The organism is Psychrobacter submarinus (genome assembly GCF_904846685.1).
Classification (GTDB): domain Bacteria; phylum Pseudomonadota; class Gammaproteobacteria; order Pseudomonadales; family Moraxellaceae; genus Psychrobacter; species Psychrobacter submarinus.
On the sequence record NZ_CAJHBQ010000002.1, the window covers coordinates 545,374 to 559,652 of the forward strand.

At 42.0% G+C, this 14,279-nt stretch carries 14 protein-coding genes; 7 read left to right on the forward strand and 7 right to left on the reverse strand.

Going from position 1 to position 14,279, the window contains the following annotated elements; translation table 11 throughout:
• Nucleotides 1–32: 32 nt before the first annotated feature.
• Together JMY03_RS08465 and JMY03_RS08470 are read left to right on the forward strand one after the other, a co-directional pair.
• Nucleotides 33–1,199, forward strand: a complete 1,167-nt coding sequence (locus JMY03_RS08465) for a nucleotide sugar dehydrogenase (protein ID WP_201602937.1) — start codon at nt 33–35, stop codon at nt 1,197–1,199.
• On the forward strand, nt 1,199–2,218 hold the full coding sequence (locus tag JMY03_RS08470) for an NAD-dependent epimerase (RefSeq protein WP_201602939.1): 1,020 nt from the start codon (nt 1,199–1,201) through the stop codon (nt 2,216–2,218). Before JMY03_RS08465 ends, JMY03_RS08470 begins: the two co-directional genes overlap by 1 nt.
• Nucleotides 2,219–2,238: 20 nt before the next feature.
• Here JMY03_RS08470 and JMY03_RS08475 read toward each other — a convergent pair whose 3' ends face one another.
• From JMY03_RS08475 to glnE, 5 genes are all read right to left on the reverse strand, one after another.
• The gene (locus tag JMY03_RS08475; RefSeq protein ID WP_227675563.1) at nt 2,239–3,336 is read right to left on the reverse strand and encodes a glycosyltransferase; all 1,098 of its coding nucleotides are present in this window, start codon (nt 3,334–3,336) and stop codon (nt 2,239–2,241) included.
• 225 nt (nt 3,337–3,561) lie between these two features.
• A complete protein-coding gene (locus tag JMY03_RS08480; protein ID WP_201602941.1) occupies nt 3,562–4,659 on the reverse strand; it encodes a glycosyltransferase in 1,098 nt (365 codons plus the stop codon).
• 65 nt (nt 4,660–4,724) lie between these two features.
• Complete coding sequence (locus JMY03_RS08485) at nt 4,725–5,561, reverse strand: glycosyl transferase (RefSeq protein WP_201602944.1); 837 nt, start codon at nt 5,559–5,561, stop codon at nt 4,725–4,727.
• Between the two features lie 105 nt (nt 5,562–5,666).
• A complete protein-coding gene (locus JMY03_RS08490) occupies nt 5,667–6,596 on the reverse strand; it encodes a branched-chain amino acid transaminase (RefSeq protein WP_201602947.1) in 930 nt (309 codons plus the stop codon).
• A 197-nt stretch (nt 6,597–6,793) separates the two neighbouring features.
• Entirely contained in the window at nt 6,794–9,652 is a 2,859-nt protein-coding gene (glnE, locus tag JMY03_RS08495) for a bifunctional [glutamate--ammonia ligase]-adenylyl-L-tyrosine phosphorylase/[glutamate--ammonia-ligase] adenylyltransferase (protein WP_201603296.1), read from the reverse strand.
• A gap of 202 nt (nt 9,653–9,854) precedes the next feature.
• Between glnE and tusD the strand changes: the two genes are divergently transcribed.
• The 4 genes from tusD (at nt 9,855) to JMY03_RS08515 (ending at nt 11,397) form a co-directional block, all read left to right on the forward strand.
• A complete protein-coding gene (tusD, locus tag JMY03_RS08500) occupies nt 9,855–10,256 on the forward strand; it encodes a sulfurtransferase complex subunit TusD (protein ID WP_201602950.1) in 402 nt (133 codons plus the stop codon).
• A gap of 9 nt (nt 10,257–10,265) precedes the next feature.
• Entirely contained in the window at nt 10,266–10,589 is a 324-nt protein-coding gene (locus JMY03_RS08505; RefSeq protein ID WP_201602952.1) for a hypothetical protein, read from the forward strand.
• Nucleotides 10,590–10,726: 137 nt separating this feature from the next.
• Nucleotides 10,727–11,056: a hypothetical protein gene (locus tag JMY03_RS08510; RefSeq protein ID WP_025646892.1), complete on the forward strand. Its 330-nt coding sequence runs from the start codon at nt 10,727–10,729 to the stop codon at nt 11,054–11,056.
• Nucleotides 11,057–11,088: 32 nt separating this feature from the next.
• Nucleotides 11,089–11,397, forward strand: a complete 309-nt coding sequence (locus JMY03_RS08515) for a TusE/DsrC/DsvC family sulfur relay protein (RefSeq protein WP_201603298.1) — start codon at nt 11,089–11,091, stop codon at nt 11,395–11,397.
• Between the two features lie 65 nt (nt 11,398–11,462).
• Here the strand turns inward: JMY03_RS08515 and JMY03_RS08520 are convergent, their stop codons facing one another.
• A complete protein-coding gene (locus tag JMY03_RS08520) occupies nt 11,463–12,011 on the reverse strand; it encodes a tRNA (cytidine(34)-2'-O)-methyltransferase (protein ID WP_201602954.1) in 549 nt (182 codons plus the stop codon).
• Nucleotides 12,012–12,406: 395 nt separating this feature from the next.
• Here JMY03_RS08520 and JMY03_RS08525 point away from each other — a divergent pair, with 395 nt between their 5' ends.
• On the forward strand, nt 12,407–12,547 hold the full coding sequence (locus JMY03_RS08525) for an entericidin A/B family lipoprotein (protein ID WP_025646889.1): 141 nt from the start codon (nt 12,407–12,409) through the stop codon (nt 12,545–12,547).
• Between the two features lie 91 nt (nt 12,548–12,638).
• On the opposite strand, the gene hemW is transcribed toward JMY03_RS08525, so the two are convergent.
• The gene (hemW, locus tag JMY03_RS08530; RefSeq protein ID WP_201603301.1) at nt 12,639–13,964 is read right to left on the reverse strand and encodes a radical SAM family heme chaperone HemW; all 1,326 of its coding nucleotides are present in this window, start codon (nt 13,962–13,964) and stop codon (nt 12,639–12,641) included.
• Nucleotides 13,965–14,279 lie beyond the last annotated feature (315 nt).

The window sequence follows — 14,279 nt, forward strand, 5'->3', positions numbered from 1 at the left end:
ATCAACTTTAACTTAGAGACCTTGGATACTTTATGAAAATAGCAGTAGTAGGTACCGGCTATGTAGGCTTATCAAATGCTATGCTACTAGCGCAGCATCATGACGTTATCGCTGTCGACATTGTCGCTGAAAAGGTAGAATTGCTAAATAATAAGCAATCCCCTATCGAAGACAAAGATATCGAACACTTCTTGGCAAATAAAAAACTAAATTTCAGTGCAACTCTTGATGCAAAGCAAGCCTATGAAGATGCTGATTTTATTATTATAGCAACGCCTACTGATTATGACCCCAAAACTAACTATTTTAATACCTCAAGCGTCGAAACTGTAATTGAGCAGATACTCACCGTTAATCAAAACGCCCTCATCATTATCAAATCGACCGTACCCGTCGGCTTTACGCTCTGTATTAGAGCGCGCTATGGCACTGAGCGTATTATATTTTCTCCTGAATTTCTAAGAGAAGGCCAAGCTTTGCATGACAACCTTTTCCCTTCTAGAATCATAGTCGGAGAGCAGTCCAAACATGCCCAGCAGTTTGCAGACCTACTCATCGAAGGCGCGCAAAAAAAGGATGTTCCATTACTATTTACTAAGCCCACTGAAGCTGAGGCAATCAAGCTATTTTCTAACACTTATCTAGCGATGCGCGTGGCCTACTTTAATGAGCTTGACACTTATGCACAGACTTTTGACTTATCTACTAGGCAAATCATCGAAGGGGTGGGCTTAGATCCACGTATCGGCGATCACTATAACAACCCCTCATTTGGCTACGGCGGCTATTGTCTGCCCAAAGATACTAAGCAGTTATTAGCAAATTACGATGAAGTGCCAAGCAACCTGATAAAAGCAATTGTTGATTCTAATCGCACGCGCAAAGATTTTATTGCGGATAAGATCATTCAAAGAAACCCTAAAATCGTTGGTGTTTACCGATTGGTTATGAAAAGTGGGTCTGATAATTTTCGTGCCTCGGCTATTCAAGGCATTATGAAACGTATTAAAGCCAAAGGTATAGAAGTCGTTGTTTATGAGCCAGTACTAGAAGAAAAAGAATTTTTTAATTCGCGCGTCATTAAAGATTTGAGTGAGTTTAAAGCGATGAGCGATGTAATCGTTGCTAATCGTTTATCAACTGATATACAGGACGTAGCGGATAAAGTGTTTACTCGAGATCTATTTGGGAGCGACTGATGAAAATACTGGTCACTGGTGCGGCAGGTTTTATTGGTTTTCATTTAATCAAGACGATACTAGAAACAGATCTATCTGCTAGGGATTACTGTATCGTTGGTATTGATAATATCAATGATTATTATGATGTAGATCTAAAAGAAGCGCGGTTGAAAATATTAAGTGAGATATCAGATTCGGAAGTTTTTACGTTTATTAAGTTAGATCTGGCTGATCGTGAAGCCATGTCTGAGCTTTTTGCAACCTATCAATTTGATACGGTTGTTAATTTAGGTGCCCAAGCAGGTGTGCGCTACTCCATAGAAAACCCTAATGCTTATATCGACTCTAACATCGTTGGCTTCGCTAATGTTTTAGAAGGCTGTCGTCATACTAAAGTTAAGCATCTCATTTATGCCAGCTCCAGCTCAGTTTACGGCATGAATATAAAGCAGCCATTTACCACTGCTGATTGTGTTGATTTTCCTATTAGTCTATATGCCGCTACCAAAAAATCGAACGAGCTTATGGCACATAGCTATAGCCATTTATATAATATCCCTACGACAGGGTTAAGGTTCTTCACTGTTTATGGTCCTTACGGTCGACCTGATATGGCATATTTTTCGTTCACAAAGAAAATTCTAGCTGGTGAGCCAATTAATGTATTTAATAATGGTGATATGCAGCGTGACTTTACCTACATTGATGATATCGTCAATGGCATTATTCGTATAATTAATAAAGCGCCTTCGCCCCAGCATTCTACTATTACGACTGCAGCTGCTCCCTACAAGATTTACAACATTGGCAACAATCAGCCTGTCACTTTGCGCCGTTTTATTACTGCCATTGAAGACGCTTGTGGCAAAAAAGCGCAAGAAAATTTACTGCCCATGCAAGCAGGCGACGTACCGATTACTTACGCCGACATAGATGAATTGATAGAGGATACTGGCTTTAAACCGGAGACTAGTATAGAAGATGGTATTAAGCAATTTGTCGATTGGTACAAAGTGTATTATTCAGGTTCAGTATAGTATATATTCATAGGACTCTATCACTTCTGTTTAATACTTTGTACAAAATGAAGATATTTTTCAGCGATTTTAGCAGGTAAAAGCGCCTCATCAAAAGGCGCTTGAAATTGTTCTGGATTTTCCATAGCTTGACTGAGTGTGTCAGCAATAGCATCAACATCACCCATTGGCATCAGATTTTTTTGAGGCAATAATTCACTGGGACCTGATGGACAGTCGGTACTGATGACGGGTGTATTTAGCACCAAAGCTTCGGCAATGACTAACGCAAAACCTTCCCAATCAGAGGTTAGCACTTTAAATTGTGCATGCTTAATATAGGGAAAAGGATTTTCTTGAAAACCTAAAAATATCACTTTGTCCTCTATATTTAAATTTTTAACCAATTGTTCTATATCATCTTTGTATTTGCCTTGACCCAAAAGCAACAGTGGCATAGATTGATCAGTTTTTGCGTAAGCCTTTACCAATACATCATGCCGCTTTGCATCTTTGAAACTACCCACATGAATGATATAGTTTTGATATTCAGGAATGAAGGCTTTAGCTTGTTCTTGAATACTGTCTTTATCAATTGGATTATAGATTGCAGTGGTTGGCGTAATTTGACCAAAGCTCTTTATAAAATCCTTCTCAGCACCTTGACTAACACATATACAAGGATGTTTTGAATAAATTTTACTAAACTTTATTTTTTTATCATGATTATCTTTTATATTAAAGCCATACAATAACGAAACAGTATTGTGAATAACATAAGTAATATTCGACAAACGACTGTAACTTAAAATACTATCAGCACGATCAAGATTTGATATGATAAGTTCTGGCTTTCCAATTTTCTTCGATATGTACCGATCGACTACATATGCAAACACTCTATCACGACGGTCTAATTTTGGTATAAGTTTGAAATTCTTAAATTTTAGCATGTGATAGTTTAAATTTGGGTTAAGGCTGAACTCTACTTGAGGTTTGAACGTCAAAACATGAACTTCGTACCCTAAATCATGGAAACCTTGCCCTAAGGTCAATACTACTCGTTCGGCACCACCGCCTTTCAAAGAATTAATAACCAATAAGATTTTACTTTTTTTTTCGATAAAAGCTTTTCCCATATTGTTATTATAACCTCTCACTTTTACTTTCTTATTAATTGGGTATTCAAAAAATATAGTTTTAAAAATAGGTTGTTCCGCTACAATTATAACGTTTTGAATAATTTCTCATAACATCAATGAAAACAAGCGCGATTTTTTCTAAATAACGCTCAAACCTAAATATACTTATTTCTTTTGATTGTATTTACACTCATTCATTTATCAATATGTTATAACCATCTATTAAGACGTTGAATAATCAATATACTGCTGAGCAATATTCTTAGGCAGAAAACTTTCATCTAAACCCACTCTGAAAAATTGTGGATCAGCCATTAATTCTGTTATTTTGATTGCTAAAGCATCGATATCGTCTACAGGCACCAGACTACTTGCAGGTAGCATCTCACTTGGCCCTGATGGACAATCAGTACTTACTACTGGCGTATCTAAAGTTAATGCTTCTGGTACGACTCTCACAAATCCTTCAAAACGTGATGACAGCACAAGCCCTCTTGCGTTTTTCATATATGGGTAGGGATTTTTATTGAATCCTAAAAAGATTACTTTATCATTTATTCCTAAGCTTTTAGCCAATGCTTTAGTTTCATCAAACATTTTACCTTTACCTAACAATACTAAAGGATAAACCATAGATGATTGAGCATAAGCTTTTAACAAAACATCATGAGCTTTTTGGTATGTAAAGCTACCCACATGAACTATATATTGATTTGGCTTAAGTACACTATGAGGCGTACTATACGACTCATTGCTCATCTGTTTAATCAGCTGCTTATCAAAAGGATTGTAAATCGTTGTACTAGTGATATGCGGGCCTAGCCTTGCCTGCAAGTCATTTTCCACACCCTTCGAAACACATACGCAAGGATGCTTCCTATAAATATGCTGTAGCTTGCTAATTTTATTTTCTAATTTATTGCTATCAGTTAGTTTGAACTTATTAGAAATATTATTTCTAATAATGTACATGATATTGGGTAGTCTACTATAAACCATGACTCTATCTGATGGTTCTAAATTAGATAATACAATGTCTGGCTTTCCGATTTTTTTCTCAATAAAGTTATCGATAGCACGCGCAAACAGCTTATGTCGAAAGCGCTCATTAGGAATTAACTTATAGGGTTTAAATTTAAGCAGATGATAAACAAGGTTAGGATTTAAATCATACTCTGTAAGAGACTTGAACCTTAAAATATGCACTTTATAGCCCAATTCATGAAAGCCTTGCCCCAAAGTTAATACAGAGCGCTCAGCTCCACCTCCTTTTATGGCGCTAATAATCAATACTACTATTTTATCAGTGCTCTGCTTCATGATATATGACCTACTACTGTATTAGATATTGTTATGGTTCTAGAGTAAAAATTTAAGGTTCAAACTTATTCTTTCCAATATTTCTCAACCCACCCTACTGGCAAGATAAAATGGCGCAAGTGACGTAGCGGTCTTTTTAGATTTTTGGGCTCAGTTAATCTTTTTAAGTGATCTTTGGCATTGTTAGCAGCATTTTTATTGTATCTACCTTCGATCGCATGTGTCGGATATAAGTCGCCAGGGAAAATAACAATTCGAGCACCTTTAGGAATCTTTGGCTCTTTGATATAGTTAAATGGGAACGGTTGACGACATTTGCGTCTAAAATGCGCAACCCACTTTTTCGGAAATAACTTAACCCCGCCTGGGGCGTTACGCGTCACAAAGCGCTGCTCAAAACGATATTTGTCCGCGATGCCTTGCGGATCGGCTTTGAATTTTTCTTGTAGTGAGACAAGCGACCCTACCTGAAAGCGGAAGCAAGAAGTCTGGCCGAGGCGCTCTAGCGGGTTACTCGGGTTATAAGACAAAATAACATCGTCCGGCTCGCCATACTCAAAGAAAGGATCGAGGCTATCTACTATAATCACATCCAAATCTACAAATAATACTGTCCCTGTCAAATCACCTAACTTCTCACCCCACAAACGTGATTTTGGCCACTTGCCAAGTGTGTTGGTTGGCATGGTGACATCTAATGGTGGCAATTCTTGACATTCGATTTCTGGACGTACATCGGTGGTATCATCGGTAAAACAGACGAAACGAAACGGTGGCGTAATATTGCGAGATACCATGCCATACAATTTATTGGCATAATCAGCCCCGTACTTTGTACCCCATTTAATACAAATAATTTGTTTGATATTATTGTTATCTGCTGTACTAGAATCTATTGGCATGGACTGCTCACTTTAATCTTAAGAATAAATATGATGGCTATATTAGCATAAAAAAAGACTGAACAATTATGTTCAGCCTTTTTGGTCTTTAAACTAACGACTTTATTAGTCAATAAAGCTGAGCCAGTCCATATATTTCTCATTACGACCATGTACCACATCAAAATACAAGGTTTGTAGTTTTTCGGTCAATGGTCCGCGGCCACCATTACCGATGGTACGATCATCATATTCACGAATCGGAGTCACTTCGGCAGCGGTGCCAGTCATAAAGATCTCGTCTGCTAAGTAGAACTCATCACGAGTGATGCGGCGCTCGACGACTTTGATACCGAGATCAGCGGCAAACTGAATGATCGTACGACGGGTGATACCGTCAAGTGCTCCGCCGCCTAAATCTGGTGTATGTAGCACGCCGTCTTTCACTAAGAATAAGTTTTCGCCAGCGCCTTGGCAGACATAACCTTGTGGGTCCATTAGGATGGCTTCATCATAACCGTTACGAGTGACTTCTTGGTTGGCCATGATAGAGACGGGATAGTTGCTCGAAGCTTTGGCCTTACACATAGTGACATTTGGTAGATGATGCGTGAATGAAGAGGTTTTTACGCGGATACCGTTTTTGATACCGTCTTCTCCGAGATATGCGCCCCAGTGCCAAGCAGCAACCATGGCATTAATGCTACTGTCACGTGAAGACAGGCCAAGCTTTTCTGCACCGACCCAAATAAGCGGACGAATATAAGCTTCTGCTAAGTTATTTTGCTTGACCACATCTTTATGTGCTTGCTCTAGCGTGGTCGCATCAAAAGGCACATCCATTTGGAAGATTTTGGCAGAGCCTAATAGACGTTCAGTATGCTCTTTTAGACGAAATATAGCAGTACGATTGTCAGCGGTTTGATAAGCGCGTACGCCTTCAAACACTGCCATGCCATAGTGCAAGCTATGGGTAAGCACATGAACGTTGGCATCTGGTTGTTCAATTATTGTGCCATTCATCCAAAGCTTACCGTCTTGTGTTGCCATATTCATTTTATAGTCCTTATGCTAGCGCTAACGTCTAACTTTTTTGTAGAAGTAAATGTTTTAAGTACAAATTGAGCTGATTATATCACCGGCAGCCTTGGCGAATAAAACTTTTTATTTTAGCAGCCGATAGCTTTTGTTTATGGGACATTATAGCCCCATACAGCCTTTGTAACGCTACTGCTTGTAGTCTGTACTTATGGTTATGAGTTATCTTCGTTTTCAGTGACTCCCATCAAGCGCTGCCACTGGTCTTGTACGAGCGCTCTTGTTTCAAGCCATAACGATTCATCCACTAGCAAAGACTGTTCAGCAAGCGCTAATTGATGAGTGGAGGCGCGGATGCGTAAATAGGCGTCTGTCAAGTCCTGACAGACGGAGTGCTCCCAAATGCCAAGCTTCGCCATCTCCTCAAAGATACGCACATTGTCGCTCCATTTAGTCAAGCTTGGGTAGTCATGCGCATAGGCCAGCACAGCAAACTGAGCTAAAAACTCAATATCAACAATGCCGCCTGCGTCCTGCTTTAGATCAAATTTACCGGCTTTCTTTTTTTGACGACTCGTCCCAAGATGACGCTGCATTTTTAGGCGCATTCGCGTCACCTCCAAGCGCACTTCATCAAGGGTACGCGGCAGCGATAACACTTCGCGGCGTATCTCAACAAACCGCGCGGTCACGCGCTTATCCCCGCAGATAGCACGCGCACGCACTAGCGCTTGATGCTCCCATGCCCAAGCTTTGTCGCGCTGATAGGTTTCAAACGCATGACAAGAAACGATCATCATGCCCGCATTGCCCGAAGGACGCAAGCGCATATCAATCTCATAAGCACGCCCATCACGGGTTTGGGTATTGAGATAGGTCATAAGCTTTTGCGCAAGCCTTGCGGCAAATTTCATGCCGCTGACTGACTTCTCGCCGGTCGTCATGCCTTGCTCTTTTATCTTATGCAAGAACACCAAGTCCAAATCAGAAGAATAAGACAATTCAAGCCCGCCAAGCTTACCATAGCCAATAATAGCAAAACCGCAATCGGCCTCCGTTACCGGATCGCCATTTTGAGCGATTGGATAACCATAGCGCTTAACCAGCTCAGCAAAAGCGCGCTCAAGTGCCGCTTCTAATACCACCTCTGCAATATAAGTCAGCGAGTCTGAGACTTTCATAATCGGTCTTTCGGCCAACACGTCGCTTGCCGCTACTGCTAATACTTGATTCTTTTTAAATAAGCGCAGGACACTAAGTAACTCCTCTTCATCACTTGGCTCAACGCGAAGCAAACGCTGACGCAAGATATCTCGTAGCTCAAGCTTGTCTGGCAGGTGACGATAGCGCTGCTGCAAAAAAGTATCTAGTAGCACCGGATAGCGCGCCAACTCACCGGCTATCCAAGGACTAGCTGATAGCATTGGTATTAGCTCAACAGTCGCATTGGGGTTCTCTGCAATCATAACCAAGTAAATAGAGCGCCGACAAATCGCCTCTAGCAAGGTAATCAGTCGCGGTAAGGCGCTATTCGCCAACTGCTGCTGTTCATGATGGGCAAGCAAAGCGTGAATAATCACCGGATAAGCGTCGTCTAACCTCTCACGCGCCTCATCGCTTAGATTCGCTATCATTTTAGAATCCCAAAACGCTTGCAACTGTGCGCGGTTTTCTTCGCTGAGTATCGTATCTAGCTGGATGAGTTGTTCGTCAAGATCGGTTGGCGGCGGCAGGCTGTCATCTTGCGTAGGCATTTGCCGTTCGGTCACCATCCGCTCAAAAGGGAGATTGACCGTTTCTCGATGGGCGTTTAGCGTCGTGAGTAACGCTGACCAATCTGCAAACCCTAAAGTAATAGCTAGGTTGTGTTGCCACTGCTCATCATGAGGCAAGCGCTGTGTTTGCTGATCATTAATGGCCTGCAGACCATGCTCAAGGCGCCGCAAAAAGCGGTAGGCGGCTTGCAACTGCTTATAGGTGTCCGGCTCTAAATACTCAAGCTCGCACAGAGCCTGCATTGCCTGTAAACAAGACTTGACTTGTAACTGCGGATGGCGACCACCGTAAATCAACTGAAACGCCTGTACGATAAACTCAATATCTCGAATACCGCCAGCACCGAGTTTGATGTTATCTAAATCCTCACGCTGCGCGACTTGGTTCTTAATCAAGGACTTCATTTCACGCAGCGCTGAGAAGGCACTATAATCTACGTAATAGCGAAACACAAAAGGCTTAATCAGCGCTTGTAGCTCATTATAAAATTCTGGTGATACTTCTCCGATTACCCGCGCTTTGAGCCAAGCAAAACGCTCCCAAGCGCGGCCATGATTGGCAAAGTATTTTTGCAGTGCAGACAAATGAATCGCCAGATCACTACCATCACCCCAAGGGCGCAGGCGCATATCTACCCGAAAGACAAAACCATCAGCAGTATTATTATCCAGCAGTTTGATAATCCCTTGTCCTAAGCGCGTCATAAAGCGCTTGTTATCGATGCTGCGCGTGCCCTTAGACTTATCACCATCAGTCATGCCGCGGGCTTGATGCACAAAGACAAGGTCGATATCACTAGACAAATTAAGCTCATGAGCGCCTAACTTCCCCATAGCCATAATAGCCATGTCATCCGTTTTTAGCTCGCCTTGCTCATTAATAAAGGTAGGCTTGCCATATTTAACAATCAATTGCTCATAGGTGTAGTCTTTAGCAAATAAGATACAGCCATCAGCAAACTCAGAGAGCTCATCGGTGAGCTGTTCAAGTGAGATAATACTCAGCGCATCTTGCCAGATCCAGCGCATCATCAGCAGCATACGTAGATGGCGCAGACCGCTCATGACTTTGGGCTCATCAGCGGTTTGATAGTTCTCATCTAAGGTATAATCTTGAATAAGATCGTCGATTTGTTGACGCGTTAAGGTTTGCTCTAGAGGATAGCTACGTAGAAAGGTTTGGCAGGATATCGTCCTACTCTCCCACACCTGATAAGCAAACTCACTCGCGGTTTGCAAGACTTGCAGCTGCTCAGCAGTGGGTTGATAACTTGCCACGCTCGGTGTAGTGGAGGACATCTCTGTTGACACAGATAGCATATAACTCGTTTCCTAGTAACATAGGTAGTAGTGAATTTTCAGCTTTATGTTAGCATAAACAAACTGACTTTAAAGACTCTCATCACTAAGCCTATCTTGAAAAAGAGATAAAATACTAGCGTCTATTGAACTGAAAGTCGACCATACCTTATACTTTGCAAAACTTTGTGATACTACATTTATGACTACCAAGACTACCCTGCTGGTTACTAAAGACCCTAGCCATCCGCTAGCTCATGTAGCGCTGCGTTACGCCAAAGCTTTACTTAACGAGACCGATGAAAATAAAAAGCCGACCTTGCAGTTGTTTTTTTATGCAGATAGCGCTCATCTAGCCAATCGTTTGCGCTGGCAATCTGCCGATCAGCTTGATTTGACTCAACAGTGGCAAGCGCTCGCCCGTAAGCATGAGTTAGCTTTGCCGGTTTGTGTTAGTACGGCGCTGAGTCGCGGCGTCAGTGATAGTGAAAACAGTGCCCGTCATCAGCTAACCGGTGATAATTTAGCTGACGGCTTTACGCTAGTTGGACTTAGCGAGCTGGCTATGATGCTACAAGATGACAATCGCCTAATTGCGTTTTAAGGACTAATGATGAAGTTATTAATTCAACTGCGTACAGCGACTGAGATGGCAAGCTATGAAGGCTGCGCTTTGGCATTAACCTTGGCAACTTTTGGCCATGAGGTACAGCTGTATTTGGATGCGCCAGTGTTTGGCTTATTGATGCAGCCCAAAGCACGCTTACATGGCATGATCCAGTCGCTCGAATTATACGATATGCCGCCGGCTTGGTTGCCAGAAGATGTATTTAGTGGTTGGCTGACAGGTGTACTGCCTGATGACTTAGCCGGTCAGTTAACCTTAGTGCCTGAGGTGATTAATATTAACGACTTTCAGCAGGTTTTAAGTTTTTAAAATATTCAAAACATTTTCTCTTTTTGAGTAAATTCTAGACACTTCAAGCTTAAATCAGAGACTTCAAGCTTAAAGACCTTATTGATTACATACCTATTAAGCTAACTGCTAACGCCCTATTTTTGGACTCTTTTATTATGGCGACTTTATACCAATTACATAGCACGATGGACAACCTTAGACGCAGTACCGATCAGCTCGCCCTCACTTGGCGCCATGGTGACAGCCTGATGTTATTAGGTAGCACTGCCGCCTTTATCGATTGGCTTACCGCTTATCTAAAAGAAAATGAGATAACAGGCATTGCTAATATTTACGCCTTGAGCGCAGACCTCTCGCAGCTTGATGAGGCTACTACTACAAAGCTCAAGCTGAACAATAAAGTCGACGCCGTATTGAGCGATACAGAGTGGGTCAAACTTACCCAAGACAGCACATTTGATAACGTGGTGACCATTGCCTTATGACTCAGACTGACAGCACCTCCTCAATCACCACTATGTCGCTAGACCAAGACGGTCATCTTTGCGATCACACCCTTTGGACGCCAGAGGTCGCCCAGCAGCTCGCCGACACTTTAGACGTCAGCCTAAACGCTGAGCACTTGCAAATCTTGCAACAAGTACGCGCGTTTTTTGATAAATTTAATCACGCGCCGGCCACTCGCCCTTTAATCAAATGGCTACAAAAGACCTTGCCTGAACATGATATTAGCAATCAAAAGTTGCAACAGATTTTTAATACCGGCTTAGTCGCTCGTCATGTTAATCGGCTAGCAGGTTTACCTAAGCCGCCGAATTGTCTGTAATAGCGGTTATAACAGCTGACTTATTCTGTCTTAATATACTGGGCGCTTAATGAGTTTAACGACTGCTATTCTTTAGGGTCATAAGCGCTTAGAATCTCATAGCCTGTACTGCGGCCAGTGTCTCCAAAAAACCCCTGCTGTCGCCATACCTCATACAGACATATCGCCACACTGTTGGCTAGATTTAAGCTGCGCGAGTCCGGCAGCATCGGTAGTCGCAGCCAATTATCTGCACCTATATCTTCTCGTATATCATCCGCTAGCCCTGAGGTCTCAGAGCCAAAAACCAGGGCAACATTAGGTGTCTTTGCGCTATTATCTCCTTGACCAAAATCATACTCATAAAGTGGATGACTTAGCTTCGTGGTCAATGCAGTGATAATATGGCACTCTGCCGTTGTTAACGCTTTTTTGGTAGCTGCCCAATCTGCGTGTACTTGTAGATGAGCATACTCATGATAATCAAGTCCTGCGCGGCGAAGTTTCTTATCTTCAAGCTCAAACCCTAAAGGTTGGACTAGGTGCAACTGTGCGCCGCTATTGGCACATAAGCGAATGATATTACCGGTATTGCTCGGCATCTTTGGGGCGACAAGCACAATATGAATGGTCATAAGCGTTCCATAGGCAAGTAATTAAATATTTTAGACTCTAATTTAAGTCATACATGAAAAGCCATGCAAAGTAAGACACGATAATTGTTTATAACTAGTGGCGATGTAACCCTATTTAACGTCATCGTAATTACAAGTTACAGATTATGGCTAATACTTACACTTTGATACTTTGCATGCATTTCAACTTTTATTATGATGGCTCTATCGGATGACAAGGCGATAGATAGAACTTCTTAAAGAGTTCCGCTTTTAGAAGAAGTTGTTTTTTTACGAGGTTTATTCACCGTTTTGTCCAATCTTGATAGGTGATTATAAAGCACCGTGTTTATAGCATTTAAGTGTTTAAAACCATTTATATTATCCAAAAACCAAATTATCTTGAGGAAATTACTATGAAAAAATTAGTTATCGCATCTTTGACAGCTATGTTTGTACTAACTGGTTGCAACACTTTTAAAGGTCTTGGCCAAGACGTTAAAAGCGCAGGCAACGCTGTAACTGACAGCGCACAAGACGTTCAAAACAAAATCTAAGCTCAATAAGTAGATTTTGCATTAAAAAGGCTTATCATTTAGTTGATAAGTCTTTTTTTATGTCTACAGCTTTGATCATAGCTATCAGACGCTATAAAAACGCGCGCAATATTTGATTAAGATAGCGCCGACCTAATGCAGTCGTTTGCAGTTTTTCAGTCGACTCAGTTAACAAGCCTTTAGCTACTAACCTCTCTACCGAATCAGCGATGTCCTTATAACTCATTCCTGTACGCGCCTCAAATAACTGCCATGTTACCCCATCATGTAGTCTGAGCGCATTGAGCATAAACTCGCTCACCAATTCATCGCTAGCAATAGCGCTCCAACCGACCATCTTCGGTGCCGGCATCGTTGCAATGTTGTTCTGTCTATTTGAATTTTCGTTATTTGCATGATTGTCATTTGGCTGGTTTTTATAATTCAGATAATCCTTAGGTAAGCGTGATTTGCTGTAGCGATAGATGGGAGCCGTGTCGTTCTCCGGTTCTAGTGAAGTATTATCTATTGACGATACCAAAGTACTTATCTTCTTTTTAGTATCATTCTCGGCTGTAAGCAGATCAATACTGACCTTACCATGTGCCCCTGCCCCAATCGCAAGATAGTCGCCAAACTGCCAATAGTTGAGATTATGACGACAAGGCGTATCTAGCCTGCCAGCCCAAGCAGACACTTCATAGTTGCTATAGCCTAGACTTTGTAATAACGCGCCTCCCGCCTCTTCAATATCAGCTAAATTATCCTCATCCGGTAAAACAGGCTGATTACGATAAAACACTGTATTAGGCTCAATGGTGAGCTGATACCAAGAGATATGAGTAGCGCCCGTGTCATGAGCCAACTGGATATCATGGAGCGCTTCAACTAAGCTTTGCTGCGGCAGTCCATGCATCAGATCGACATTGACTCGTCTGAATCCCGCTTCGCGCGCCGCCTTAATAGCCGTAACGGCTTGCTGCGGATCATGAATACGGCCAAGCGTTGTGAGCTTATCGGCACTGAAGCTTTGTACGCCGATAGAGAGGCGGTTAATACCGACTTGTAGATACTCAGTAAAAGGCGCGTGCTCAAGTGTTCCTGGGTTGGCCTCCATAGTGATTTCGATATCATCGGCAAAATCAAAGTAATGACGTAACCCTTCAAAAAGACGCTGATACTGAGGAATAGGCAATAGTGATGGCGTACCACCACCGATAAAAATGGAGCTCAGCTTGCGCCCTTGCGCTAATGGCTGCTGCAGTAGTGCATCGGCGAGCAGTGCATCGACATAGTCCTCGTAGGTCTCAGACATTGATAGCGGGCTATCTGTTGGCAGCTCATGCGAATTAAAATCGCAATAAGGGCATTTTTTGACGCACCAAGGGATATGAATGTAGAGCGCAAGCGGAATAGCCTTGACTGCGATATTCGTCATTTTGGCACTACTAGCCTCTTTTGAGCTATTCGTCTTTTGGGCGTTATCGGCCGTATGTAATCTCTGTAATTTATCAGTCAAAAAGATATCCGTTTTAAATGCTGGCCTGGTTAGGCTTAAGAGTATAAATGCAGAGTATAAATACAAATATAAAGGTCGCTAGGATAACCACTCTAATGGTTAAAGAAAAGGGGGTTGATAACAAAACCCTCAATAAATATGCCTACTAATAGCTCAGTATGTTAGGCACAGTTAAGCTCTATATTTATTAAACTAGGGCGTGTTGAACATTCACAAATTCGCACTGCTGATAGC